This window comes from Rhodococcus sp. APC 3903, assembly GCF_030407755.1.
In the GTDB taxonomy this organism is placed as follows: Bacteria; Actinomycetota; Actinomycetes; order Mycobacteriales; family Mycobacteriaceae; genus Rhodococcus_F; species Rhodococcus_F erythropolis.
In genome coordinates, this window is record NZ_JASDCV010000003.1 from 65912 (window position 1) to 91372 (window position 25461).

The 25461-nt window shown below is 63.2% G+C and carries 24 protein-coding genes; 21 read left to right on the top strand and 3 right to left on the bottom strand.

Going from position 1 to position 25461, the window contains the following annotated elements:
- The first annotated feature begins 166 nt into the window (after positions 1 to 166).
- From QMA15_RS04940 to holA, 11 genes are all read left to right on the top strand, one after another.
- Positions 167 to 1453 carry a glutamate-5-semialdehyde dehydrogenase gene (locus tag QMA15_RS04940; RefSeq protein ID WP_019749057.1) on the top strand — a complete coding sequence of 429 codons (1287 nt, stop codon included), beginning with the start codon at positions 167 to 169 and terminating at the stop codon, positions 1451 to 1453.
- 41 nt (positions 1454 to 1494) lie between these two features.
- Positions 1495 to 2406, top strand: a complete 912-nt coding sequence (locus tag QMA15_RS04945; RefSeq protein WP_019749056.1) for a MoxR family ATPase — start codon at positions 1495 to 1497, stop codon at positions 2404 to 2406.
- 8 nt (positions 2407 to 2414) lie between these two features.
- Complete coding sequence (locus QMA15_RS04950; RefSeq protein ID WP_020908216.1) at positions 2415 to 3878, top strand: VWA domain-containing protein; 1464 nt, start codon at positions 2415 to 2417, stop codon at positions 3876 to 3878.
- Positions 3879 to 3896: 18 nt separating this feature from the next.
- Positions 3897 to 4613 (top strand): nicotinate-nucleotide adenylyltransferase, encoded by a 717-nt coding sequence (gene nadD, locus QMA15_RS04955; protein ID WP_080657183.1) that lies wholly within the window; start codon positions 3897 to 3899, stop codon positions 4611 to 4613.
- Between the two features lie 46 nt (positions 4614 to 4659).
- Positions 4660 to 5106, top strand: coding sequence for a ribosome silencing factor (gene rsfS / locus QMA15_RS04960; RefSeq protein ID WP_003944502.1), 447 nt, complete (start codon positions 4660 to 4662; stop codon positions 5104 to 5106).
- Complete coding sequence (locus tag QMA15_RS04965; protein ID WP_019749053.1) at positions 5103 to 5777, top strand: histidine phosphatase family protein; 675 nt, start codon at positions 5103 to 5105, stop codon at positions 5775 to 5777. Before rsfS ends, QMA15_RS04965 begins: the two co-directional genes overlap by 4 nt.
- Positions 5764 to 6546 carry a diglucosylglycerate octanoyltransferase gene (octT, locus tag QMA15_RS04970; RefSeq protein WP_019749052.1) on the top strand — a complete coding sequence of 261 codons (783 nt, stop codon included), beginning with the start codon at positions 5764 to 5766 and terminating at the stop codon, positions 6544 to 6546. Before QMA15_RS04965 ends, octT begins: the two co-directional genes overlap by 14 nt.
- A gap of 4 nt (positions 6547 to 6550) precedes the next feature.
- Entirely contained in the window at positions 6551 to 7405 is an 855-nt protein-coding gene (locus QMA15_RS04975; protein ID WP_019749051.1) for a DegV family protein, read from the top strand.
- Between the two features lie 81 nt (positions 7406 to 7486).
- Positions 7487 to 8407, top strand: coding sequence for a ComEA family DNA-binding protein (locus tag QMA15_RS04980; RefSeq protein ID WP_290283739.1), 921 nt, complete (start codon positions 7487 to 7489; stop codon positions 8405 to 8407).
- Complete coding sequence (locus QMA15_RS04985; protein ID WP_290283740.1) at positions 8404 to 10764, top strand: ComEC/Rec2 family competence protein; 2361 nt, start codon at positions 8404 to 8406, stop codon at positions 10762 to 10764. Before QMA15_RS04980 ends, QMA15_RS04985 begins: the two co-directional genes overlap by 4 nt.
- Positions 10761 to 11738, top strand: a complete 978-nt coding sequence (gene holA / locus QMA15_RS04990; protein ID WP_003944476.1) for a DNA polymerase III subunit delta — start codon at positions 10761 to 10763, stop codon at positions 11736 to 11738. Before QMA15_RS04985 ends, holA begins: the two co-directional genes overlap by 4 nt.
- A gap of 666 nt (positions 11739 to 12404) precedes the next feature.
- On the opposite strand, the gene rpsT is transcribed toward holA, so the two are convergent.
- Positions 12405 to 12665, bottom strand: a complete 261-nt coding sequence (gene rpsT, locus QMA15_RS04995) for a 30S ribosomal protein S20 (RefSeq protein WP_003944567.1) — start codon at positions 12663 to 12665, stop codon at positions 12405 to 12407.
- A gap of 197 nt (positions 12666 to 12862) precedes the next feature.
- On the opposite strand from rpsT, the gene QMA15_RS05000 reads away from it, so the two are divergent.
- Genes QMA15_RS05000 through QMA15_RS05015 form a run of 4 tightly spaced genes read left to right on the top strand, consistent with a single transcriptional unit; the run spans position 12863 to position 17185 of the window.
- A complete protein-coding gene (locus QMA15_RS05000; protein WP_290283741.1) occupies positions 12863 to 14485 on the top strand; it encodes a circularly permuted type 2 ATP-grasp protein in 1623 nt (540 codons plus the stop codon).
- 56 nt (positions 14486 to 14541) lie between these two features.
- Positions 14542 to 15513, top strand: coding sequence for an alpha-E domain-containing protein (locus QMA15_RS05005; protein WP_019749046.1), 972 nt, complete (start codon positions 14542 to 14544; stop codon positions 15511 to 15513).
- 8 nt (positions 15514 to 15521) lie between these two features.
- Positions 15522 to 16352: a transglutaminase family protein gene (locus QMA15_RS05010; protein WP_007731033.1), complete on the top strand. Its 831-nt coding sequence runs from the start codon at positions 15522 to 15524 to the stop codon at positions 16350 to 16352.
- A 59-nt stretch (positions 16353 to 16411) separates the two neighbouring features.
- Positions 16412 to 17185, top strand: a complete 774-nt coding sequence (locus tag QMA15_RS05015) for an aquaporin (protein WP_019749045.1) — start codon at positions 16412 to 16414, stop codon at positions 17183 to 17185.
- Between the two features lie 30 nt (positions 17186 to 17215).
- On the opposite strand, the gene QMA15_RS05020 is transcribed toward QMA15_RS05015, so the two are convergent.
- The gene (locus tag QMA15_RS05020) at positions 17216 to 17749 is read right to left on the bottom strand and encodes a type II toxin-antitoxin system PemK/MazF family toxin (protein WP_020969977.1); all 534 of its coding nucleotides are present in this window, start codon (positions 17747 to 17749) and stop codon (positions 17216 to 17218) included.
- 72 nt (positions 17750 to 17821) lie between these two features.
- On the opposite strand from QMA15_RS05020, the gene lepA reads away from it, so the two are divergent.
- From lepA to QMA15_RS05035, 3 genes are all read left to right on the top strand, one after another.
- Positions 17822 to 19714: a translation elongation factor 4 gene (lepA, locus tag QMA15_RS05025; RefSeq protein WP_024487634.1), complete on the top strand. Its 1893-nt coding sequence runs from the start codon at positions 17822 to 17824 to the stop codon at positions 19712 to 19714.
- Between the two features lie 6 nt (positions 19715 to 19720).
- Complete coding sequence (locus QMA15_RS05030; protein ID WP_020908208.1) at positions 19721 to 20650, top strand: nitronate monooxygenase; 930 nt, start codon at positions 19721 to 19723, stop codon at positions 20648 to 20650.
- A gap of 80 nt (positions 20651 to 20730) precedes the next feature.
- Positions 20731 to 21711 (top strand): ABC transporter substrate-binding protein, encoded by a 981-nt coding sequence (locus QMA15_RS05035; protein WP_257207344.1) that lies wholly within the window; start codon positions 20731 to 20733, stop codon positions 21709 to 21711.
- A gap of 57 nt (positions 21712 to 21768) precedes the next feature.
- Here QMA15_RS05035 and QMA15_RS05040 read toward each other — a convergent pair whose 3' ends face one another.
- Positions 21769 to 23727: a glycoside hydrolase family 15 protein gene (locus QMA15_RS05040; RefSeq protein ID WP_003944557.1), complete on the bottom strand. Its 1959-nt coding sequence runs from the start codon at positions 23725 to 23727 to the stop codon at positions 21769 to 21771.
- Positions 23728 to 23809: 82 nt separating this feature from the next.
- On the opposite strand from QMA15_RS05040, the gene QMA15_RS05045 reads away from it, so the two are divergent.
- The 3 genes from QMA15_RS05045 (at position 23810) to QMA15_RS05050 (ending at position 25457) form a co-directional block, all read left to right on the top strand.
- Positions 23810 to 24016 (top strand): hypothetical protein, encoded by a 207-nt coding sequence (locus QMA15_RS05045; RefSeq protein WP_003944489.1) that lies wholly within the window; start codon positions 23810 to 23812, stop codon positions 24014 to 24016.
- A gap of 123 nt (positions 24017 to 24139) precedes the next feature.
- The gene (locus QMA15_RS32750; RefSeq protein WP_309599318.1) at positions 24140 to 24229 is read left to right on the top strand and encodes an Ms4533A family Cys-rich leader peptide; all 90 of its coding nucleotides are present in this window, start codon (positions 24140 to 24142) and stop codon (positions 24227 to 24229) included.
- Positions 24230 to 24425: 196 nt separating this feature from the next.
- Positions 24426 to 25457, top strand: a complete 1032-nt coding sequence (locus tag QMA15_RS05050; protein ID WP_003944569.1) for a sulfate ABC transporter substrate-binding protein — start codon at positions 24426 to 24428, stop codon at positions 25455 to 25457.
- Positions 25458 to 25461: the final 4 nt, after the last annotated feature.

The following is a 25461-nucleotide window of genomic DNA, read 5'->3' on the forward strand; positions in this document are numbered from 1 at the left end:
CTCCTGACTCGAAGAAGAAGGTCGGTGGGTGCAACAGTGTCGCGCGCCGGAATTGTTCCCCGGCGGTCCGCCGAAATGTTCGCAGGCGGTCCGCCGGAATGGTCCCGGGTGGTCACAGCCTCGTTCCGCCGAGCAAGCCGCGGAGGTGGGTGGTTAATGTGTATTCATGACCGCTGTGACTTCCAACGCAGAAACCGTCGACTCGAATGCGTCCGACACCAAGTCCGTCGTGCACGACGCCGCACGCCGAGCCCGTAAGGCTTCGCGCGTCCTGGCTCTGCTGACCACGGCGCAGAAGGATGCTGCTCTCCACGCCGCAGCCGACGCAGTTCTCGCGGCAAGTGATCGGATTCTCGCGGCCAACGCTCTCGATATCGACACCGCGAAGGCGGGTGGCACCGAGGAATCGCTGCTCGACCGTCTTCGTCTGACCGCTGACCGCATCGAGGGCATCGCGTCGGGTTTGCGTCAGGTTGCCGGACTACCTGATCCGATCGGTGAAGTGCTTCGTGGATCCACTCTGCCGAACGGTTTGGAACTACGGCAGCAGCGGGTTCCGCTCGGTGTCGTCGGCATGGTGTACGAGGCTCGACCCAATGTTACCGTCGACGCTTTCGGGCTGACTCTCAAGTCGGGAAATGCTGCGCTGCTTCGTGGTTCGTCCTCGGCAGTCAAGTCCAACGAAGCGTTGGTGGCGGCGCTACGCGCGTCGTTGGTTGCTCAGGGGCTCCCCGAGGACTCCGTTCAACTTCTGCCGAGTGCGGATCGGTCGACGGTCACGCACCTCATCCAGGCCCGTGGCCTCGTCGACGTCGTCATCCCACGAGGCGGCGCCGGCCTGATCAGCGCCGTAGTTCGCGATGCCACCGTTCCCACCATCGAGACCGGTGTCGGTAACTGCCACGTCTACGTTCACTCGGCCGCCGATCTGCTCATGGCCGAGAAGATTCTTCTCAACTCCAAGACCCGTCGGCCCAGCGTGTGCAACACCGCGGAGACTGTGTTGGTCGACGCCGCCATCGCCGAGACGGCCGTGCCGAAGTTGCTTCAAGCGCTTCAGATGCACGACGTCGTCGTGCACGGCGATCTGCCTGGACTCGTCCCGGCCACCGAGGACGACTGGTCGAAGGAGTACCTCACGCTCGACGTCGCGCTCAAGGTCGTCGAGAACCTGGACGCTGCGGTCGAGCACATCGACCAGTACGGGACCGGCCACACCGAAGCCATCGTGACTTCCGATCTCTCGGCTGCCCGTGAGTTCACCGCTCGCGTCGACGCCGCGGCAGTGATGGTCAATGCGTCGACTGCCTTCACCGACGGTGAGCAGTTCGGATTCGGCGCCGAGATCGGCATCTCCACCCAGAAACTGCACGCGCGTGGCCCCATGGGGCTACCGGAACTGACGTCCACCAAGTGGATCGTCTGGGGCGACGGGCACACCCGACCCGCCTGAAAAGTTCACCAGACTTGCCCCACCCTTTTTAGGAGTTAACCGTGGACCGAGCTCTTCCCGATACAACACCGTTCTTCTCGAGCGTCGACGACGTGATCGAGCGTTTGGCCGAGACGGGTTACCTGTCCGACAAGGGCACTGCAACGGCAGTGTTCCTGGCCGACCGACTGGGCAAGCCCCTGCTCATCGAGGGCCCGGCCGGTGTCGGTAAGACGGAACTCGCCCGCGCAGTCGCCCAGACCACGGGCGCAGAACTGGTGCGTCTGCAGTGCTACGAGGGCGTCGACGAGGCTCGTGCACTCTACGAGTGGAACCACGCGAAGCAGATTCTTCGGATTCAGTCGGGCGGGGCGAGCGGAGCGAGGGGTGATGTCGCGGTCGACCACAGCTGGGACTCGACGAAGGCGGATGTCTTCTCGGAGGAGTTCCTGCTCGCACGTCCACTGCTCAAGGCCATTCGCCGCGAGGACCCGACGGTGCTGTTGATCGACGAGACGGACAAGGCAGACGTCGAGATCGAAGGTCTGCTCCTCGAAGTGCTCAGCGACTTCGCGGTCACGATCCCCGAGCTCGGAACGATCACCGCCACCCGCAAGCCGTTCACGGTGCTGACGTCCAACGCCACGCGCGAACTCTCGGAGGCTCTTAAGCGTCGTTGCCTCTTCCTGCATCTCGATTTCCCGGACGCCGACCTCGAGCGTCGCATCCTCGCAAGCCGGGTGCCGGAGCTTCCTGAAGCGATTGCCGAGCAGCTGGTCAACACCATTCGTGTTCTTCGCGGAATGCAGCTCAAGAAGGTTCCGTCGGTGTCCGAAACCATCGACTGGGGACGCACCCTTCTCGCTCTGGGCATGGACACGCTCGACGACGACGCCGTACGCGCCACGCTCGGTGTCATCCTCAAGCACCAGTCCGATCAGGTGCGCGCCGCCGCTGAACTTCGGCTGAACTGAGGTCTGTCATGGCTCCCGCAGGATCGACGTCGCCGCTCTCACCCGGCGGCCTGGCAGCGCCGCACGGGATTCCCGGTCACCTCGTCGATTTTGTCGAGGCTCTGCGACGACGCGGAATCATGGTCGGCCCGTCCGAGACCGTCGACGCCGGTCAGGTCATGTCGGTTCTCGACCTGCTCGATCGTGAAGCGCTTCGTGAAGGGCTGGCATGCTCGCTCCTGCGTCGACCTACCCACCGGGCGACGTTCGACGCCGTCTTCGACCTGTGGTTCCCCAAGGCGATCGGTGACCGTGCGGTCGGCGACGTCGACGTCACACTGCCGCGCAAGCCAGACGGCTCGATCGACCTACAGGCATTGCGTGAGCTGATCGCCGAACTGCTGACAGACGGCAGCGACGAGGCGATGGAGATGACCGAACTCCTGACCGCCGCGATGGTCGAGGAACTCGGGCAGTACCAGTCGAGTAACGGCCCGTCGTTCTCCGCCTATCAGGCGCTGCGCGACGTCGCCCCGGAGACGTTGCTCAACAAGATCCTGCAAGGTCTACTCGGCAACCAGGAAGGCGCGGGGTCCGAGGGCAAGGACAATTCCGACTATCAGTCCGAGGTCGCCAAGCGCACGGCAGCGCAGCGCATCGCGGACTTCCGCAAGATGGTCGAGAAGGAAACGCGTCGACGCACCGCCGAGAATTTGGGTAAGGAACGCGTCGCCACGTACGGCGTTCCGAAACTCGCCGAGGAAGTCGACTTCCTGCGGGCCTCCGACGCCGAACTCACCACACTGAAGAAGAACGTCGCACCACTCGCTCGTCTGTTGGCCAGCCGTCTCGCGGTGCGTCGTAGCCGCTCCCGCTCGGGTTCGATCGACCTGCGTCGCACGTTGCGCAAGTCCATGTCGACGGGCGGAGTGCCGATCGATCTGGTGCAGCGCAAGCCGAAGCGAGCGCGGCCGGAACTTGTGGTGATGTGTGACGTGTCGGGTTCGGTGGCGGGATTCAGCCATTTCACCCTGCTCCTCGTCAACGCGTTGCGCGAGCAGTTCTCACGAGTGAGGGTGTTCGCGTTCATCGACACGACCGACGAGGTCACGCGGTTCTTCGACTCGAACGCAGACCTCGGGTCCGCGATGTCACGGATGGTGCGTGAAGCCGAACTGATCACCTACGACGGCCACTCCGATTACGGGCACGCCTTCGGGGTCTTCCAGGAGAAGTTCGCGCAGTCGATCACCAGTCGCACGTCGCTGCTGGTACTCGGCGACGGTCGCAACAACTACCGCGATCCCAACCTCCAGTCGCTGTCGCAGATGGTTGCGGTTGCCAAGCACGCACACTGGCTCAACCCTGAGCCGAAGGGGCAATGGGGAACGGGTGACTCCGCGGCGAAGGTGTATAACGAGGTCATCAGCATGCACGAGTGCCGCTCGGCCCAGCAGCTTGCCGACGTCGTGTCCCGTCTGCTGCCGGTCTGACCCGTAAGCTCGACACTCGTGCAGAAGGGACTATCGGTGGAACGTGCTCGACGCCTCGGAGTGATGGGTGGCACCTTCGACCCCATTCACCATGGCCACCTCGTTGCGGCCAGTGAGGTCGCCGACCGGTTCGGACTCGACGAAGTGATCTTCGTCCCCACCGGGCGGCCCTGGCAGAAGCAGGGGAGGGGCGTCAGTCCTGCCGAGGACCGGTACCTCATGACGGTCATCGCCACCGCCTCCAACCCGCGGTTTTCCGTCTCTCGGGTCGACGTCGACCGTGAAAAAGTGACGTACACCGTGGACACACTGCGAGACCTCCGGGCCTACCATCCCGACGCCGAACTCTTCTTCATCACCGGTGCCGATGCGCTGGCCAGCATCCTTTCCTGGCAAGATTGGGAAGAGTTGTTCGCATTGGCGAAGTTCGTCGGGGTATCGCGACCGGGTTTCGATCTCAATGCAGAGCACCTGGCCGGTCACCTCGACACCATGCCCGCCGACGCGGTCACGTTGATAGAGATTCCGGCACTTGCTATTTCGTCGACCGAATGTCGGCGTCGGGCAAGTGAAGACCGCCCCGTCTGGTACCTGGTGCCGGACGGAGTGGTGCAGTACATCTCGAAGCGGAACCTGTATCGACCTGTCGACGCGGAGCGCCGCGACGGAGCTACAACGATGTCGGAGCCCGCACCGGGGAAGTCGGAAGCCGTCCCGGGCGCCGAATCGAGCTAGCCGAGAACAACAAGTACTTTCTGAAGACGAAACTGGAGAACATCGAGTGAGTGCAAACACCGAAGCCATCGACATGGCACGCATCGCGGCCTTGGCAGCCGACGAGAAGCTGGCCACCGAAGTGGTGGTGCTCGATGTGTCCGAACAGTTGGTCATCACGGACTGCTTCGTGATCGCATCTGCGACCAACGAGCGTCAGGTCAACTCGATTGTCGAGAACATCGAAGACCGCCTCCGCGAAGCGGGACACAAGCCGGTCCGCCGTGAAGGCACCCGCGAGGGCCGCTGGGCACTGCTCGACTACGCCGACATCGTCGTCCACGTCCAGCATGACGAGGAGCGCAACTTCTACGCTCTCGATCGTCTGTGGAAGGACTGCCCGACGGTCGAGGTCGAAGGCCTCGGACAGAACCGTCCCGGCCCCGCCGATGCCAACACGGTGTTCGAGACCGACACGGTTTCCGAGCCGGACGCGCAGGATCCCTCGCTGTGACTTCGTCGGCGCCCAGTGCGGCGTCGAACCCTGTCCGCCGGCTCATCCTGCTGCGTCACGGACAGACCGAATACAACGCCGACTCTCGGATGCAGGGGCAACTCGACACCGACCTGTCGGAGTTGGGACGCACGCAGGCCAAGAGTGCAGGTCCGGTGATCGCCGATCGCAGACCGTTGACGATCGTGTCCTCGGATCTGCGGCGCGCGTATTTCACGGCAGTCGCTGTCGGTGACGCCGCCGGACTTCCGGTCCTCACCGACACGCGTCTGCGTGAGACACACCTGGGTGAATGGCAAGGTCTGACTCATCATGACGTCGACGAGCGCACTCCCGGTGTGCGATCTGCCTGGCGAGCGGATGCCACGTTGGCGCCGCCCGGCGGCGAAAGCCGAATCGACGTCGCGAATCGCAGCCTCCCCGTAGTTCACGAATTGCTCGACACGCACCCGGACTGGGCCGAGCGGCCCGTAGTTCTGGTGGCGCACGGAGGCTTGATCGCGGCACTGACAGCGGCATTGCTCGACCTACCCGTCGATCGCTGGGCAGTCCTCGGCGGATTGGGAAACACCAGTTGGGTGCAACTCAGCGGACACGGCGACGTCAAGTCGATCGAGTGGCGACTCGACGTATGGAATGCTTCTGCGAGTGTCGCAAATGACGTCCTCTGAAAGTGCCGACGGGCAGCGCCCCGTCCTCCTCGTGCTCGCGGATTCGCTGTCGTATTTCGGCCCCAAAGGCGGCCTCGCGGCAGATCATCCACGCATCTGGCCCAACATCGTGGCCGACGAACTCGGCTGGGACGTCGAGTTGGTCGCCCGTATCGGCTGGACGTGCCGCGACGCGTGGTGGGCACTGACTCAGGATCCTCGTGTGTGGGCGGCGGTGCCGCGGGCCGGCGCCGTCGTGTTCGCGGTCGGCGGTATGGACTCGCTACCGTCCCCATTGCCAACCGCGCTCCGCGAGACCATCCGCTACGTTCGGCCACCCGCGCTTCGACGCGTGGTGCGCGAGGGTTATCAGTGGCTGCAGCCGCGGCTTGCACCTCTGGGCCGCCCGGTCGCACTTCCGCCCAAGCTGAGCGTCGAGTATTTGGAAAGCTCGCGAAATGCGTTGGAGTACATGCGGCCGGAACTGCCGATGATCGCGACCCTGCCGTCGGTGCACCGCAGCGATGCCTACGCGAGCGTGCACGCCGGACGACCTGCCGCGGTGTCCGCGATCACCGAGTGGGCTACGGAGAAAGACGTTCCCGTAGTCGATCTCGCGGATGCAGTGCGTGACAACGTCTTTTCCGAGAACGGCAACCCCGACGGTATTCACTGGGGTTGGGACGGTCATGTCGGTGTAGCCCGCGCGATGATCGCTGCGATTCGCGGGGTGGAGTCGAAGAAAGTGGTTTCGCCGCAACTGGTATCACCGCCGAGCGAAGTCGGGTAGCAGAATGCCGGTCGTCGTCGTCACGGATTCCTCCGCCTGCATCCCGCAGGAGTCGGCCGACGCATGTGGGATTCAGGTGGTTCCGCTCCATGTGCTCCGTGACGGCTGCGACTTGCGTGAGGGTGTCGACGCAATGCCGAGCGACCTGTCAGGAGTGACAACGGCCGGAGCGTCGCCCGCCGAGTTGTCCGAAGCGTATGCCCGCGCCCTGGACATGAGCGACGGTGACGGCGTTCTCGCCGTGCACATTTCACGGCAACTCTCGGGAACGTGGGAAGCCGGACGAGTCGCAGCCCAGGAGTTCGGTGGAGCCGTCCGGATCGTCGATTCGCAGTCGGCCGGAATGGGTTTGGGCTATCCCGCTCTCGAAGCTGCGCGCTTGGCCGAGAAGGGTGCGTCACTCGAAGAGGCGTACGGCCGGGCGGTCGACGTCGCGAGTCGTGGGCGCTGCTACATCGTCGTCGACAAACTTGATCAATTGCGTCGGGGCGGACGAATCGGAACCGCAGCCGCGTTGTTGGGTACTGCGTTGGCGATGAAGCCGATCCTGCATCTGGTGGACGGCAAGCTCGTGCTCGGTGAAAAAACACGTACGACCACCAAAGCGCTTGCACGCTTGGTGGATTCGGCAGTCGAGCGCGCCGGTCTCGGCCGCGTGGCGATAGCCGTGCATCACATGCGAGCGCGAGAGCGTGCCGATGCGATAGCGGAACAGTTGGCCGAGCGCATCCCCGATGTGGCGGAATCCGTGGTCACCGACTTCAGCGCGGTTATCGGAGCGCACGTCGGTGTCGGCGCGATCGGTGTTGTCGTGTGTCCGCTGCCGGAGATCGACAGCGCGGTGGACGCGAACACCTGATCGTTTCTCCACAATCCGCGAGTTCTCCACAGATTGAAATTGCTCGTCTTCGGCGGCATGGTCTCTCGTTAGCGTCCAGTCATGAGGATCAGCGAGGAGCGCGAGCGGGCGCGTGATCGCCTCGCGGCGATGGACGGGAACTACCGGCAGCGACAGGCCGTCGACGACTTCGAGGATTCAGCGTCTTTCGAGAGGTCCCCGCAGCCATTCGAGAGGTCCCCCGAGTGGCTTCAGGACTTCGACGAAGACGAATACGAGGCTCAACCCGACTCGTCACGGTTCGATCGGCTGCCCGAGCGCTGGCGCGGTACACGTTGGCGCCCGAGCCGATCGGCGACCTGGGTGTTGGCGATTGTTGCAGCCCTGGCCACGGCAATCGGCTTGTTCACGGTGTGGTGGGATTCTCCGAGTTTGCAGGCGGTCCCACCGTTGCCCTCGCCTCAGAATGTCACGGAGCAGAATGTCACGGCGCAGAATGTCACTGCCGACGATGGTGAATCAGCCAGTCCCGTACCGACCGGCGTCGTAGCGGAGCAGTCGCCTGAGGCTTTGGTGGTCAGTGTCGTCGGACTCGTGCGCACGCCTGGGCTTGTCAACCTTCATTCGGGCTCGCGCATCGCCGACGCGCTCGCTGCGGCAGGTGGAGTGCTCGAGGGCGCCGAGACGGTGGGCCTGAATCTGGCACAGAAGCTTGCCGATGGTGATCAGATCGTGGTGGGGGCCGCCGATCAGTCCGGTGGTGTTTCAGCGAGTTCGAGTACCACTGCGGGAGGGACCGGCCCCGCCGCTGCGGGGGAATCCGGCGGGGCTGGTCTGGTGAACCTCAACACCGCTACCGAGGCCGAACTGGACGACCTTCCCGGGGTAGGGCCGGTAACGGCTGCGGCGATCATCTCCTGGCGAACGTCCAACGGAAAATTCACGGACATAGAACAATTGGGGGAAGTCGACGGGATCGGCCCGGCAAGGTTGGCCAAACTGCGAGTGCTGGTATCGGTGTGAACGAACCGGAAGTCTCGCCGGTCCTCGACGCTCGACTGCTACCGTCAGCCGTCGCAGTGTGGGGGAGCAGTGCGGTGGGGATCCTGTTCGGCGCGGTCGCCGCGTGGGTACTGGCGGTGGCATGCGCTATTCCAGCGGCAATCCTCACTTACGTGGTTGTGCGCCGGACATCTGCGGGGTGGGCACGAATCATGTTGGTTGCATTGCTGTTCGGTGCCGGATGCAGTGTCGTCATCGGGTGGCGGGCGACCGAGGTCGAGGGGCACCCACTGACCCGAGCTGCCCTCGAAGGAGCGTGGGTGAGTGTCGAAGTGGAACCCTCGGAGGATCCGCACGCAGTCTCTGGCGCGGCGGGTCAAGGTCAGATTTTCTTCAGGGCAACCGTCAATTCGGTGACTTCCCAGAATCGCAGGTACTCCGGAGGCGGCCTGGTCACGATCCGGGCGCCCAGTTCGTCGTGGCTCGAAGTTGTTCCAGGGCAGAGCCTGACGGTTCGCGGCCGGGCGAGTCAGCCATGGCGTAGCGATTCCACGCTCGCCGTGATCACGTCCGAGGGGCCTCCCGTCGCGGTGGGAGAAGTGCCCTGGTATCAGCGATGGGCGAGTGTGGTGCGTACTCGTTTCGCCGCTGCGTGCTCGGCTGCGCTCCCGCCGGATCAGGCAGGTCTGCTGCCTGGCCTCGTCGTCGGAGACACATCGGCGTTGTCGCCGGTGGTGAAGGACAACTTCACCGTTGCAGGGCTTTCCCATCTCACCGCGGTGTCCGGCGCCAATATCAGCATTCTGCTCGGGGCGGTTCTGCTGCTGGTCAGAGCCGCGGCGCTCAGTCCGCGCGTCGGCGCTGCTTTGGCGCTGGTAGCCCTCGTTGCGTTTGTTGTCGTCGCGAGGCCGTCGCCGAGTGTTCTGCGCGCCTCGGTGATGGGCCTGATCGGCCTGCTCAGTCTGGTGACCGGTCGACGCAAACAGGCACTGCCCGCTCTTGCCGCAGCCATCATCGTTCTGGTTGTCGTGATGCCCGAACTTGCCGTCGACTGGGGGTTTGCGCTGTCGACTACTGCCACGGGCGCGCTGGTGATCATTGCTCCGGTGTGGGTGGATGTGCTTCGTCGAAGAGGTTGGCCCCGTTGGTTTTCGGAGATGACAGCGGTCTCGAGTGCTGCGTTTGTCGTGTCTGCGCCACTGGTGGGTGCCATGGCGGGAACCTTCAGTGTGGTTACGATTGCCGCGAACATGGCCGTGGCGCCTGTGATCGGAATCACCACGGTGTTCGGTGCGGTGATTGCCTTGAGTGCGCTGATCTGTCCACCGATCGCGGTGTTCATCACGCCACTGGTCCGGCCGCCGATGGGGTGGCTGCTGTACGTGTCCGAGCGGGCGGCGGCGCTTCCCGGAGCGTCGGTGGCGGTGCCGTCAGGGCTCATCGGTGCTCTGATCGTCGTAGGCGTCTTACTGGCCGCGGCCCTGACGCTGTGGAATCGGATCTCGAGATGGGTGGTCGGCGTCCTCGTTCTGGGAGTTGTTCTAGCCCTCATCTTTCAGCACGTGTTCGGCGGTGGTCGTATTGCTCCGGGGTGGGTACTGGTGATGTGCGACGTCGGTCAAGGGGACGGTCTTGTGCTCTCGACTGGAGACCGCAGGGTGATCGTCATCGATGTCGGTCCTGATCCCACGTCGATGGATCGTTGCCTGAACATGTTGGACGTCAACGACATCGCGTTGCTGATGATCAGTCATTTTCATGCCGATCACATCGGTGGATTGGAAGCAGTTCTGGGTGGGCGTTCGGTCGCTGCGGTCGGAGTCGGGTCGATGTTGTTGCCGGAGTCAGGTTTTCGGGCGGTAAAGGATGCCGCCGAGTCGCACGGCGTTCCGGTTGTCTCGTTGCGTGCAGGTATGGAGTTGACGTTGGGATCGGTGAACATGGAGGTTCTCGGACCGTTGCTTCCGGCTCCCCGCGATACGGGGGACGCCGCGGACGCCGCCAACGATCAGTCGCTGGTGGTGATGGCACACACGGACGCGGGTCGAATTCTGTTGACGGGCGACGCCGAAGTTGCGGGGGAGGAGGCCATCCTCCGATCGGGAACGGACGTGAAGGCCGATGTGTTGAAGCTGCCCCATCACGGTTCTCGGACCACATCGTCGGCATTTCTGGAAGCGGTGCGTCCGAGGTTGACGATGATCAGCGTCGGCGACGGCAACAGTTTCGGGCACCCGAATGAGGAGGTTCTCGACGAACTGGTTTCGTTGGGCGGGGCGGTGGTTCGGACCGACGTCGACGGCACCGTCGCTGTGTACGGCGGGGGCGGCGGGTCTGTGTCGATCGTGTCGGTTCCTCGTGGGACCATCTTCGGGTGAGTAATCCGTCTGGAGTCGATCCGCTGCATCTTGTTCTCGGGGACGACGAGTTCCTGATCGACCGCACGGTATCGCAGCTCATCAGAGCCGTCCGCGGTGACCGCGGCCAGGGTATTTCGGATCTCCCGGTGACCAAGATGCGTGCCGGAGACACCAATGCTCCCGAGTTGGCTGAGCTGCTCAGCCCCTCTCTTTTTGCCGAAGACCGTGTGATCGTCCTGGAATCGGCCGCAGAAGCAGGCAAAGATGCCGTAGCTCTTGTTCTCGAGGCGGCGCGTGAGCCGGCAGAAGGCGTCGTTCTGATCGTCGTGCACTCGGGCGGCGGTCGCGCAAAGGCGTTGGCGCCGGCCCTCGAGAAGCTCGGCGCGACGGTTCACAACTGCGGAAAACTGAACAAGAGTCAGCTTGTCGACTTCGTCCGGGGTGAGTTTCGGACCGCCGACGTGAGGGTTGCTCCCGATGCGATCGCCGCGATGATCGAAAGCGTCGGCTCCAACCTTCGCGAACTTGCGTCGGCCTGCTCGCAATTGGCGGCAGATACCGGCGGCAAGATCGACGTGGATGCAGTCCACAAGTACTACTCGGGCAAGGCCGAGGTTTCCGGATTCGATGTGGCCGACAAAGTTATCGTCGGCGATACCCGGGGTGCGCTCGAGGCTCTGCGATGGGCTGACCAGATCGGAACTGCGCACGTTCTGCTCGCTGACGCCCTCGCCGATGCAGTCCACACCATCGCGAAGGTCGGCCCGTTTGCACGGGGCGGTGACCCGTTCCGGTTGGCGTCGGATCTCGGGATGCCGCCGTGGAAGGTCAAGAAGGCGATCAAGGAAGTCGGCGGTTGGGATCCCACGTCGATCGGCGCTGCGATGCAGATCGTCGCCGCTCTCAATGCCGACGTGAAGGGCGCCGCAGTCGACTCGTCCTTCGCTCTGGAGATGGCAGTGCGGAAAGTGTGCGCGTTGCGGAAGAACTGAGGACAACATGGCCGATCGCGCGGCCGGCCAGAAGTAGTCCGACGACAGTGGCGGCCGTGGCCTCGGCCACCCGGTAGTCGAGGCGTTTCACGCAGGCTTGCTCCAACTGGGTGTGCGGAATGGCTTGAGGCCGTGTCGTCGGATCACCAGTCCTGATGTCGGTCACTCGTAGGGAGTCGTTCGTCGCCGGATTCATCACACTGCCGCAGACAATTGTTTCTTGGCCGATGCTGTCTACCGGCACCTTCACGGTGGTGAGAAGCGCTCGTCCAGTGGCGAGAAACGCCAGAATCGCAACGAGTGAACACATCACGCCGAAGAAGATCCAGAATTCGCCCCGTTGCCTGCGCCTCCACCATCCGTAGCTTGCTGCGACTCCGACGACTGCAACCGTCAATGATTCCCACCAACGAGGGATCCCCAGGGCTGCCAATACGCCCAAAGCGACGACCGCCCAGAAGACAGTCGTGAACAACCAGCTACGAGGGCGTTTCCCGTTGACCGCCATCATCAGATGGTCGCAGCCCGATCCACATATTCCGTGCAAGACATGGATGGCGGGTTTTTGCTCTGATCCGATTGAGTACGCAAAATAGCCGCCTGGTCTTTCGACCTGGCGGCTATCGAGACGAACCAGTATGACGGCGAACCGTCACAGTGGAAACGTCAGAGCTTGTTGGCAGCCTGCGAGAGTGCAGACTTCTTGTTGGCAGCCTGGTTGGCGTGAATGACGCCCTTGCTGGCTGCCTTGTCGAGCTTGCGGCTGGTGGAGACGAGGAGCTCGTTGGCCTTGTCCTTGTCACCGGCTGCCGCAGCCTCGCGGAATGAACGGATCGCGGTACGCAGCGAGGACTTCACCGACTGGTTACGGAGTCGGGCCGCCTCGTTGGTACGGATTCGCTTCACCTGGGACTTGATGTTGGCCACGCGTAAAATCCTTGTCGTCTTTAGCTGGTTACGGTCGAGAAAGCTGTGGGCGCACTGATGCACCGACTGGCAAGATTACCAGCCGAGGGCCCAAGAACCCAAACCGTCGCACGTTGCGTCTGTCGAGAAGAGTACACCGAGCGCCCGATTTCTCGCCGCGCTGCCGAATAGCCCCACTTGTAGCAGCATGTTGCCCTATGACGCCGCCGCCTTCGAAAAGTTCGAGTAAAACAGGTTCGACCATCACCCGAGCGCGTCCAGCCGCAGTGTTCGACGGATATTCAGACATCGGTCGCTACGAGTTGGCTTTCGACGAGATGTTCGAGCCCGACGGCTCGGTGCGTGCCCCGTACAAGGGTGTGTACAAAGCCCTGGCGCCGACGAGCAGCGCCGACCTTGCCGCGCGTGCCGACGCACTCGGACGCGCATTCATCGACCAGGGCGTGACGTTCTCGCTGTCCGGGCAGGAGCGACCGTTTCCGTTGGATCTGGTGCCGCGCGTCATCGCCGCGCAGGAGTGGTCGCGGCTGGAAAAGGGCATCAAGCAGCGGGTGAAGGCGCTCGAGTTGTTCCTTGCGGACATTTACGGCGAGCAGCGAATCCTGCGCGATCACGTGTTGCCGCGCCGCCTGGTGACCTCGTGCGAGCACTTCCACCGTGAAGCAGCCGGCATCGTGCCGCCAAACGGTGTGCGAATCCACGTCGCGGGTATCGACCTGGTCCGAGACGAGGCGGGAGAGTTCCGAGTTCTCGAGGACAATCTGCGATCTCCGTCCGGTGTCTCCTATGTGATGGAAAACCGTCGCACCATGACTCGGGTGTTCCCGGATCTGTTCATGTCCCACAAGGTGCGGGCGGTAGGTGATTACGCAACACACCTGCTGAGGGCGCTGCGTGCGGGTGCTGCACTCAACGAAGCGGACCCGACAGTGGTTGTTCTCACACCGGGTATCGCCAATTCCGCCTATTTCGAGCATTCATTGCTCGCTCGTCAGATGGGTGTGGAACTCGTCGAAGGTCGCGACCTGTTCTGCCGCGACAACATGGTGTACATGCGCACGACGGAAGGCGAGCGTCAGGTCGACGTCATCTATCGCCGCATCGACGACGAGTATCTCGACCCGATGCACTTCCGTCCGGATTCGATTCTCGGCGTCGCAGGCCTACTGAATGCGGCGCGAGCGGGCAACGTGGTGATCTCGAGTGCCGTCGGCAACGGAGTCGGTGACGACAAACTCGTCTATACCTATGTTCCGCAGATCATCGACTACTACCTCGGTGAGAAGCCGCTCTTGCAGAACGTCGACACGTTCCGCTGTTGGTTGGACGAGGAGTGCGAGCAAGTCCTCGACCGCGTCGCCGAACTCGTCATCAAGCCGGTGGAAGGGTCCGGCGGCTACGGAATCGTCTTCGGACCGGACGCGAGCCCCAAGGAACTGGCCGCGATCACCCGCAAGATCAAGGCAGACCCGCGCGGGTGGATCGCGCAGCCTCTCGTGCAGTTGTCCACGGTGCCGACCAAGATCGACGACGTTCTCTCGCCGCGCCACGTGGACTTGCGACCCTTTGCCGTCAACGACGGTGAGGACGTGTGGGTGTTGCCCGGCGGCCTGACCCGGGTGGCACTTCCGGAAGGCTCGCTGGTGGTCAACTCGAGCCAGGGCGGCGGAAGCAAGGACACATGGGTGCTCGCCAGCCGCAGCTCGGACGAGGACCCAGAGCTGTCCGGTGAGGAACTGGTGTCCGAGCCCCCGGAATCCGCGGAGCCGGTGCAGGGACCCGAACTGAGCACCTCTCAACAGCAGCAGCAACAACAGTGAACACCTCAGAAGTGCCCAGCTACCAAGAACTATCAGCGAACGGAGCGTGGTGACCGATGCTTGCTCGCAACGCAGAGTCCCTCTACTGGATCGGCCGCTACGTCGAGCGCGCCGACGACACCGCTCGGATCCTCGACGTCGCCGTCCACCAACTGCTGGACGACGCAACCGTCGACCCGGACCGCACGTCGCGTCTGCTCCTGCGTGTCCTCGGCATCGAAGCGCCGGAGGAGAAGCTCGACGTACGCTCGCTCACCGACCTGGTTGCGTTCAGCCGCAATCAGGTTGGATCGATCGTGGACTCGCTGGCAAGTGCCCGTGAGAATGCTCGCGGAGCACGTGAGGTCACGTCGAGTGAGATGTGGGAGTGCCTGAACACCACGTACAACGGACTGGCGGAGCGTGAACGCGCGTCACGCAGGCTGGGGCCACACGAGTTCTTCCGTTATGTGGAGGAACGCGCAGCGATGTTCGCGGGGCTGGCGGATTCCACGCTCAGCCGCGACGACGGTTACCGGTTCCTTCTGCTGGGCAGGTCGATCGAACGTGTCGACATGATTGTGCGGATGCTCCTGGCGCGCGCCGGTGACCGCCCGTCGTCGCCGGCGTGGGTCAGTGTTCTTCGCTCGGCGGGCGCACATGACACGTATCTGCGTACGTATCGCGGAGCGCTCGACGCCAACCGCGTCGTCGAGTTCATCTTGTTGGACAGACTCTTTCCGCGCTCGGTGTTCCATTCGATCAGGCAGGCCGAGAAGTGCCTGCAGGAACTCGACCCGCAGCCGGGCAGTCGCGTCGGAATCCGGGCGGAGGCGCCGCGGCTTCTCGGCCGCGCACGCAGCGAACTGGAGTTTCTGCCGCAGGGCGTGTTGCTCGAAGATCTGCAAGGACGGTTGCTCGGTTGGCAGGAGACCTGCCGCGAACTGGGTGAGGCGATTGCATTGCAGTACTTCCACGCTGCGCCGTGGGTCGCATGGACGGATGCCGGCGCCGCGTATGCGGAGTCGACGGTGGAGGGAGAGCTGTGAGCTGGCGAATGAGGGTCGTGCACACCACGGGATATGCGTACGACGCCCCGGTGACGTCGTCGTACAACGAAGCGCGATTGACACCCCGCGGCGACACCAGGCAGACGGTGATCCTCACGCGCGTCGAAACCCAGCCGGCAACGCGTTCCTATCGGTACACCGATTACTGGGGCACCGCGGTGACCGCCTTCGACTTGCACGCCCCGCACACGGAGCTGGAAGTGACCGGACTGTCGGTGGTGGAGACGGAACCGTTTGTTCAACCCGAGGAAACCGTCGACTGGGATGAATTGTCGGGAAACGCGATTAAAGATCGATTCAACGAGCAACTGAGTTTCACGAGATATGTTCCGCGTGATCGTAAGCTGGCGACAATTGCCAAGGAATTGCGCAAAGATAAATCACCTGAAGATGCAGTAGTGGCTGCGTCGCAATGGGTTTACGGTGAAATGTCATATGTTCCGGGTACGACCGGAGTGCATACGTCGGCGGTCGAGGCCTGGTCGGCCAGGAAAGGCGTCTGCCAGGATTATGCACATCTGACCTTGGTGTTGCTTCGAACGATGGGCATTCCCTGTCGGTACGTTTCCGGCTATCTCCACCCCAAACGTGATGCGGCAGTCGGGGACACGGTGGTCGGGGAATCGCACGCGTGGATCGAAGCGTGGACCGGCGCGTGGTGGGGATATGACCCGACCAATGCGATAGCTGTGAATGAACAGCATGTCTCGGTCGGAATAGGAAGGGACTATTCGGATGTGCCGCCTTTGAAGGGAATCTTTTCCGGTGGACGCTCCACAGATCTCGAAGTTGTTGTGGAGATCACCAGGCTTGCGTAAAGTCCGGCAAATCTAGGCGCGTGAGCATTACTACCGTTCGATGAGAAGAAGGTGGGAATATGTCTCCAACTGCACAGGAATTGACTGAGATCGAACCGATCTCGGATGTGAAGAAGTATGCGGCCGAAGCGGTGGGGACATTTGTGCTCGTGTTCTCCGCGGTCGGAACTGCCGTCTTCGCAGGTGCGAAAGTCGGCAATCTCGGAGTTGCCTTCGCATTCGGCTTGACCCTGCTGTTCCTCGTATATGCGATCGGACCGATTTCCGGTTGCCACGTCAACCCAGCCGTGACTCTCGGCCAATTCGTGATCGGGCGCATCTCGGCCGTCAATGCGGCGATTTACGTTGTCGCGCAAGTGATCGGCGGCTTGGTCGCCGGCGTCGTGATCTACACGGTGGCCAACAGTCTCCCGGCGTACAACCGGGCCGCAGACGGACTCGGCGCAAACGGTTGGGGCGCACACAGTCCGTCGGCCGAGAAGAATCTTCTCGGACAGGTGGTTTCCGACGGTTACGGCATCGGTGCCGCCATGATCATCGAGATCCTCCTGACCGCACTGCTGGTATTCGTCGTTCTCGCGTCGACCGACCAGATCTCCGACGTGCCGCTCGCCGGGGTGTCCATCGGCTTCACCCTGGCCGTCATTCACCTGATCTCGATCCCGATCGACAACACCTCCGTCAACCCCGCTCGAAGCCTCGCTGTCGCGCCGTTCCAGGACGGTGCACTCGGTCAGGTGTGGTTGTTCATCGTGTTCCCGCTGATCGGCGGTGCGCTCGGTGCACTCATCTATCGAGCGCTCTTCGGACGGTTCAACCGTCTGGACAGCTGATCGATACTGTTTCCATCGTTCGGGTCGGCTTCAGCTCCAGCTGAAGTCGGCCCGAAGTTTTGCCGCGACCGCGTCGAACTTCTTGTGATCCATGACGGCGCCCTCGCGCCGAATCCCGCTCTCGGGAACGTCGAGCACCCGGTCGAGCCGGACCCAGCTGGGTCTTCCCTCGCCGTCCCACGGGCCCGAACCGATTGCGAGCCAATCACGCTCGCCTTCGCGTTTGCTCTGCGAGGACAGCATCAAACCGAGCAGCGTGTTGCCGTCACGGCCGACGACCAGCACCGGGCGGTCTTTGCCCTGGGTCGGATCCTCCTCGTAGGCAACCCAGGTCCAGACGATCTCGCCCGGATCGGCCTTGCCGTCGAGGTCGGGGGAGTACTCGACCTTGCGGGCGCGATGTGCGGTCGGAGACGTCCGCGCGGCGATCGGCCGGCCGGACGGACCCGGCTTCGAGGCAGACGACTGAGACGTGGACGACTGCAACTGGCGCAGCAACGCAGGGCCCTTCTCCACCGCGAGGGCGCCGAGGGTTCTGCCGATCTGCTTCCACATGCTTGCCATAGCGTTCGAGCATAATCACCCACCCGTGGGAACCCCTGGTACGGCGGCGCCGAGACTTGGATATCCTGAGGGTTGACAGTGGCCCGGATCCGGGCCGGTGCCGGTCCGACTAAGGGGTCTCCCATCAGCAGCTTCGCCGACAAGACGTTCACGGATCCTGCGCAGATCCGGAACTTCTGCATCATCGCGCACATCGACCACGGTAAGTCGACGCTGGCAGATCGCATGCTTCAGCTCACCGGCGTGGTCGAAGAGCGGGCGATGCGTGCGCAGTACCTGGACCGCATGGACATCGAGCGTGAACGCGGCATCACGATCAAGGCCCAGAACGTTCGTCTGCCCTGGACCGTCGACGGCGAAGAGTTCGTCCTCCACCTCATCGACACACCCGGCCACGTCGACTTCACATACGAGGTCTCCCGCGCGCTCGAAGCATGTGAGGGCGCAATTCTGCTGGTCGACGCAGCTCAGGGCATCGAAGCTCAGACGCTGGCCAATCTGTACCTGGCGATGGAGAAGGATCTCAAGATCATTCCCGTCCTCAACAAGATCGACCTCCCGGCCGCGGATCCCGACCGCTATGCCGAAGAGATTGCGCACATCACCGGCTGCGAGCCAGGCGATGTCCTGCGCGTTTCGGGCAAGACCGGCGTGGGCGTCAGGGAACTGCTCGACGAGGTGATCAAGCAGGTACCTGCACCCGTCGGCGATGCAGACGGCCCCGCCCGCGCGATGATCTTCGACTCCGTTTACGACGCGTACCGCGGCGTGGTCACCTACGTGCGTGTGGTCGACGGTCGGATCCGTCCCCGCGAGAAGATCACGATGATGTCCACGGGCACCACACACGAACTGCTCGAGGTCGGCATCATCTCGCCCGAGCCGAAGGCCAGTATCGGTCTGGGCGTCGGCGAGGTGGGCTACCTCATCACGGGTGTGAAGGACGTCCGCCAGTCGCGCGTCGGTGACACCGTCACCACAACCCGCAACGGCGCGACCGAACCGCTGGTCGGCTATCGCGATCCGAAGCCGATGGTCTATTCCGGTCTCTACCCGATGGACGGCTCGGACTACCCGGTGCTGCGCGACGCTCTCGACAAGCTCCGTCTCAACGACGCCGCCCTGGCGTACGAGCCGGAGACGTCGGTTGCCCTCGGATTCGGCTTCCGCTGCGGCTTCCTCGGCCTGCTGCACATGGAGATCACCCGCGACCGCCTCGAACGTGAGTTCGGCCTCGAACTGATTTCCACTGCGCCCAACGTCGTCTACCGCGTCGTGATGGAGGACGGGGCCGAGGTCATCGTCACCAACCCGTCGTACTGGCCGGAAGGCAAGGTGCGCGAGGTCTACGAGCCGGTCGCCAAGTGCACCGTCATTGCCCCGAGCGAGTACGTCGGCGCCATCATGGAGCTGTGCCAGTCCCGTCGCGGTGAGCTCGGCGGCATGGACTACCTCTCCGAGACTCGCGTCGAACTGCGCTACGAACTGCCCATGGGCGAGATCATGTTCGACTTCTTCGACGCCCTCAAGTCCCGCACCAAGGGATACGCCAGCCTCGATTACGAGGAGGCCGGTGAGCAGCAGGCCGACCTGGTGAAGGTCGACATCCTTCTGCAGGGCGAGGCCGTCGACGCGTTCTCCTCGATCGTGCACCGCTCCAACGCCGGTGCCTACGGCGGACGCATGACGTCGAAGCTTCGTGAGCTGATTCCGCGCCAGCAGTTCGAGGTTCCGATTCAGGCTGCGATCGGCGCGAAGATCATCTCGCGCGAGAACATTCGCGCAATCCGCAAGGACGTTCTTGCCAAGTGCTACGGCGGCGATATCAGCCGTAAGCGCAAGCTGCTCGAGAAGCAGAAGGAAGGCAAGAAGCGCATGAAGACCATTGGTCGCGTCGAGGTGCCGCAGGAAGCATTCGTGGCGGCCCTGACGTCGGAATCGGTTGGCGAGAAGCCCAAGAAGTAGGAGCGCATGGTCACCACCTGGTTGTCCCGAGAATTCGGAGTCGAAATCCCGGTTCTCGGGGCGCCCATGGGTGGTCGCGCGGGCGGCGCGCTCGCCGGAGCTGTTTCGGCGGCCGGTGGGTTGGGTCTGCTTGGCGCGGCCCGGTACAACACACCGGAGTGGATCGAGGCCGAAGCCGAAGTGGCCCGCTCGATCGGCGGAAAATTCGGCGTCGGCCTGATGACGTGGTCGCTGCCCGAGAACGAGTTGATGCTCGACGCTGCGATTGCCGTCGAGCCGACGATGATCACCTTGTCGTTCGGTGATCCCGCCGCGTATGTCGGACGAATCCACGATGCGGGCATTCCCGTTGTGTCACAGATCAATACGCTCGAGGACCTTCGTATTGTCGAGGCCGCAGGTGTTGACGCTGTGATCGCGCAAGGCGGTGAGGCAGGCGGTCACACGGGCCGAATCGGAACCTTGCCGCTGCTGCAGGAGATCCTCGAAGCGACGTCACTTCCGGTGCTGGCAGCCGGCGGAATCGGAACCGGGCGCGGTTTGGCCGCCGTCCTGGCAGCCGGTGGCGAAGGCGTGATGATCGGAACGGCGCTGCTCGCCAGCCCGGAGACGGTCGGGCCGGACTATGCCCGCGACCGCGTCGTCGAAGCCGGAAGTGCGGACACGATTTACACCTCGGTATTCGACCGAGCGCGCAGTCAACCGTGGCCGCAGCGGTGGGGTGGCCGCGCGGTGGCCAACGAGTTCACTGCCGCGTGGCACGGAGTCGACGCCGACGAGGAAACGCTGGCACAGGCGTACGACCCGTCGGATCCGCACAGCGGAGTCGTCTATGCCGGAGAAGCTGTCGGACTCGTGCACGGAACCCATCCGGCCGGCGATGTGGTTCGACGCATCGGCGCGGATGCGGAGCGTCTGCTCTCTCGTTTCGCCTGAAAACAAGGTCGGACACAGCCGGGTCCCATATGAGAAGGTAAGCCTCTACTAACTAGTGGAGGAGTATTTTCGTGCGTGCGATGAAGTTCTCGGCGGTGGCTCTCTTGGGAGCACTGGTCGTAGGTATCAGTGGATGTTCGTCCTCGGACGCCGACGAGATCGCGGACGGTCGGGTCACCACGATCGATCACAAGTTCGGCGCCACCACGATCACCGGGACGCCGACGCGTATCGTCGCGGCCGACACCCAGTGGCTCGACGCTCTGCTCGAACTCGGAATCCAGCCGGTGGGGTACCTGGCTGCCGGCCCGATGGGCGACGAGCGTGGCCTGTTCCCGTGGGAGAGCGGCGTGGACGCGTCGGCGAAGGAACTTGATCGCTCGGCGATCCAGCAGTTCGGTGTCCCGCTCAAAGCTGAAGAAATTGCAGCCTTGGATCCGGATCTGATTCTCGGCGGGTTCTCCGTCGCCGATCAAGACGATTTCGACCAGTTGAGCAAGATCGCTCCGACAATTGCCGGTCTGTCCGACGTCCAGGTCGATCCGTGGCAGGACCAGGTCGAGATTCTCGGTCGAGTTCTCGACAAGGAGTCGCGCGCCGACGAGATCGTCGAGACGACAAACGGGCAGATCGATGCGCTCGCACAGCGACTGCCAGGCCTGAAGGGCAAGACGGCGCTTCTGTCGCAGTACGTCTTCCCGACGTCGCAGTTGGTGATCGTCGCCGATCCCAAGGACGGCGCATCGGGATTGTTCACGAGCCTGGGAATGTCGTTGCCGCCCAAGCTGGTCGAAGAGGCGGGCGTTACCGGTGGCCGGCTGATGCTCAGCCCGGAACGGGTCGACGCTCTGAGCGCCGACGTCGTGGTGTTACTGCCGAACGGCGGAACGCTGGAAGACATGATGAAGCTGCCGGGGTTCGCCGACCTACCCGCAGTCAAGAGTGGCGGTCTGGCGATCGTCGACTATCCGACTGTCGCCGGGTTGAACACTCCGTCGTCGCTGTCGCTGAAGTACTCGCTCGAATCGATCACGCCGCAGCTCGAAGCGGTGGCCGGCTAGCACTGCTGTGCGCCTTTATTAACCGCGGGCGGTTAATAAAGGCGCACAGCAGGGGGTCTAGGTCGCGTTGTGCGCGGGCTGGAAAGCTCCGGCTTCGGCAGCTTCCTCGGCGCGGATCACGTGGACCACGGCGTTGATCAGCGCCAGGTGTGTGAACGCCTGCGGGAAGTTACCCAGATGGCGACCGGTGTGGGCGTCGATCTCTTCGGCGTACAGCTTGAGGGGGCTCGCGAACCCGAGCAGGCGCTCGCAGAGATGCTTTGCCCGATCCAGTTCGCCGATCTCGACGAGGGCGGAGACGAGCCAGAAGGAACAGATGGTGAACGTGCCCTCCTCGCCGCTCAATCCGTCGTCGGTGGTGTCGACGCGATAGCGCAGGACCAGCCCCTCCTCGGTGAGCTCGTCGGCGATCGCCAGCACCGTCGCCCGGATGCGCGGATCGTCGGCCGGCAGGAAGCGCAGCAGCGGTGCCAACAAGAGCGACGCGTCGAGTGAATCGTGGCCGTACCGCTGCGTCAGAACTCCACGCGAGTCGACTCCGTGCGCGAGGATGTCGGCCTTGATCTCGTCCGCGATAGCCGTCCATTGCTGCGCAAAGCTCTTCTCGCCCTGCATCTCCGCCAGCTTGGCGCCGCGATCGAGTGCGACCCAGCACATGATCTTCGACGACGTGAAGTGCTGTGGTTCACCGCGCACCTCCCAGATCCCACGGTCGGGTTGGCGCCAGTGCTTGATCGCTTCCTCGACCTGCTTCTTGAGTAGCGGCCACAGCGCTTCGGGGACACGCTCGCGGGTACGGATGTGGAGATACACCGAGTCGAGCATGGTGCCCCAGATGTCGTGCTGCTGTTGATCGAATGCGCCGTTGCCGATGCGCACCGGACGGGCACCGTCGTATCCGGAGAGATGGTTGAGTTCGGATTCCTCGAGTGTGCGCTCGCCGCCGATGCCGTACATCACCTGCAAGGGATGTGGCTGACCGTTGTCCGAACTCGACACGTCGTAGATGAAGTTGAAGAAGTCGTTGGCCTCACGGTCCAACCCGAGCGTGTAGAGGCCCCAAAGTGCGAAGGTGGAATCGCGAACCCACGCGTAGCGGTAGTCCCAGTTACGTTCTCCGCCTGGTGTTTCCGGTAGCGACGTTGTCGAAGCCGCGAGCAAGGCTCCGGTCGGTGCGTAGGTGAGCCCCTTGAGTGTGAGCGCACTGCGCTGCAGGTATCCGCGCCACGGGTGATCGGGGAACTTGCCGATCGTCACCCACTCGCGCCACGACTTGGACGTCTGCCACATCTTGTCGGCGGCCTCGTCGAACGTCTGCGGCGCGGGAAGATCCGACCACGAGAGCGCGACGTACACGTTGTCGCCTTCGACCAGTCGCGTCCGGGCCCGTGCCTCACGACCCTCCAGGCCCAGTCGTAGGTCGGTGGTCAAGCGCAGAGTTGGGTGGTCTCCGGGCTTGGCGGAGCGACACGTTGCCGTTGCTTCCTCGTAGACCTTTCCGGTGTACTCCCAATTCGCCGTGCCGCGGTGATAGTCGAACGCGGGCTCGCAACTCATCTCGAGTTCAACGGTGCCGCTGACGCATTTGACCGTACGGAGAAGGGTGTGTTCGGCATCCCAGTCTGTGGGTGTGCGCTTGTGGGTGTTCGATCGCTTGTCGACGTTGTGCCAAGGACCGAGGACCAAGGCGTCGCGTACGACGAGCCAGCCGGTCTCGGTCTGCCAGGTGGTCTCGAGGATGAGTCCGCCCGGCAGATAGCGTCGGGCGGCCGGGACGTTCTGGCCGTACGGGCCGATGCGGAAATGGCCTGCGCTGCGGTCGAGGATGGCACCGAACACGCTGGGGGAGTCCGGGCGGGGAACGCACATCCACTCGACAGATCCGTTACGGGCAATCAGGCACGAGGTTTCGCAATCGGAAAGAAACGCGTAGTCGTCGATAGGGGGAAAGTTGCTTCGATGGTGACCCGTGGAGGCGGGAGGAATAGTCTGCACCACTTCGTCGTCAGCACTCATTCGGCCATCATCCGGCCAGAATCGACACACGTCCAATCCACACGCTGTCGGGACCGTATCGTCCGAAGGATAGGGTGTTGGCGTGGATCGGATAGCGGATTGGTGGGACAGCTTCGAGCTGTGGATGGCGGGGCTCCCGTTCATCCCGCAGGTCGCGTTGGTCCTGATCGTCGTCGTTCCGCTGTGCCGCCTGGTGGCCATCGGTCTGGATCGCGCGTTGGCCGCCGTTCTCGCTCTGCCGCTCTTCGGCTGGTTGCGTAGGAATTCTCGAGAAGTAGAGGAAAGCTGATGCCCCGCTCACGGGTCACTCTCGCCCTGATAGCCCTGATTCTCCTCGTGATCGTCGCGTGGCTTCTCACCCGTTAGTTCTCCCGATTAGAGCGGGCGCTGGTGCTCTGCTAAAGTCCACCGCGTGTCCGAAGCAACAGCTCCCGTAATCCGCCACCAGTTGGCGTTGATTGCTGTCGGCATGCTCGACGTCGCTGACGTCGCCTGTTGTTGATTTCCTGAGTTCGACCTCTCCGGTGGTGCTGCGCACCCCACTCGAACTTCTCTGGCCGTAACTCGCGCCCCCGATTCAGGGCTCATTGCCCGTCGGCTCTCCATGTCTGAACATCCCGATGGAATCAGCCCCAGAGGTCTCGGACTTGTCGTTTGACCAACCCTCGTTTGTCAGTCCTTTCAGGAAGGTATCTGCAATGAAACGCCGTTCCCGCACACTTCTCACTGCTATCGCGACCATGGGGGCCGTGGTACTCACAGCGTGCAGTGGTGGCTCGAGCGACACCGTGGGTGGTGACAGCGCCGCCAGCGACGGTAGCGCCGGCACGATCAACCTGTTCGCCTACGCCGTGCCGAAGCCCGGCTTCGACAAGCTCACCGCAGCCTTCCAGGCGACAGACGAGGGCAAGAACGTCAACTTCAATCCTTCGTACGGCGCCTCGGGCGACCAGTCGCGCAAGGTGAAGGACGGCGCCGAGGCAGACTTCGTCAACTTCTCCGTCGAGCCCGACATCACCCGCCTGGTCGATGCCGGTCTGGTAGATCAGAACTGGAACCAGGACGCCTACAACGGAATTCCGTTCGGATCGGTAGTCACCATCGTGACGCGTCCGGGGAACCCGAAGGGCATCAAGGACTGGGACGACCTGCTTCAGCCCGGCCTCGAGGTCGTCACGCCGAACCCGTTCAGCTCCGGCTCGGCCAAGTGGAACCTCTTGGCGCCGTACGCCGCCAAGAGCGACGGTGGCAAGAACCCGCAGGCGGGTCTCGACTACGTCACCGCCTTGGTCAACGATCACGTCAAGATCCAGCCCAAGTCGGGACGCGAGGCTTCGGAAGCCTTCCTGCAGGGCAGCGGTGACGTTCTGATCAGCTACGAGAACGAGGCACTGTTCATCGAAGGCAACGGCGACCCGGTCGAGCACGTCACCCCGCCCACGACCTTCAAGATCGAGAACCCGGTTGCCGTGATCTCGAACAGCAAGGTCCTCGACAAGGCGACCGCGTTCAAGGACTACCTGTACACGACCGAGGGTCAGACGCTCTGGGCCGAAGCAGGATTCCGTCCCGTTGATCCCGCCGTCGCTGCCAAGTTCACCGACAAGTTCCCCGAGCCGACCAAGCTGTGGACCATTGCAGATCTCGGCGGCTGGAAGGCCGTGGACAGTGCTCTGTTCACCAAGGACACCGGTTCGATCGCAGTGATCTACGACAACGCGACCAAGTAAGACT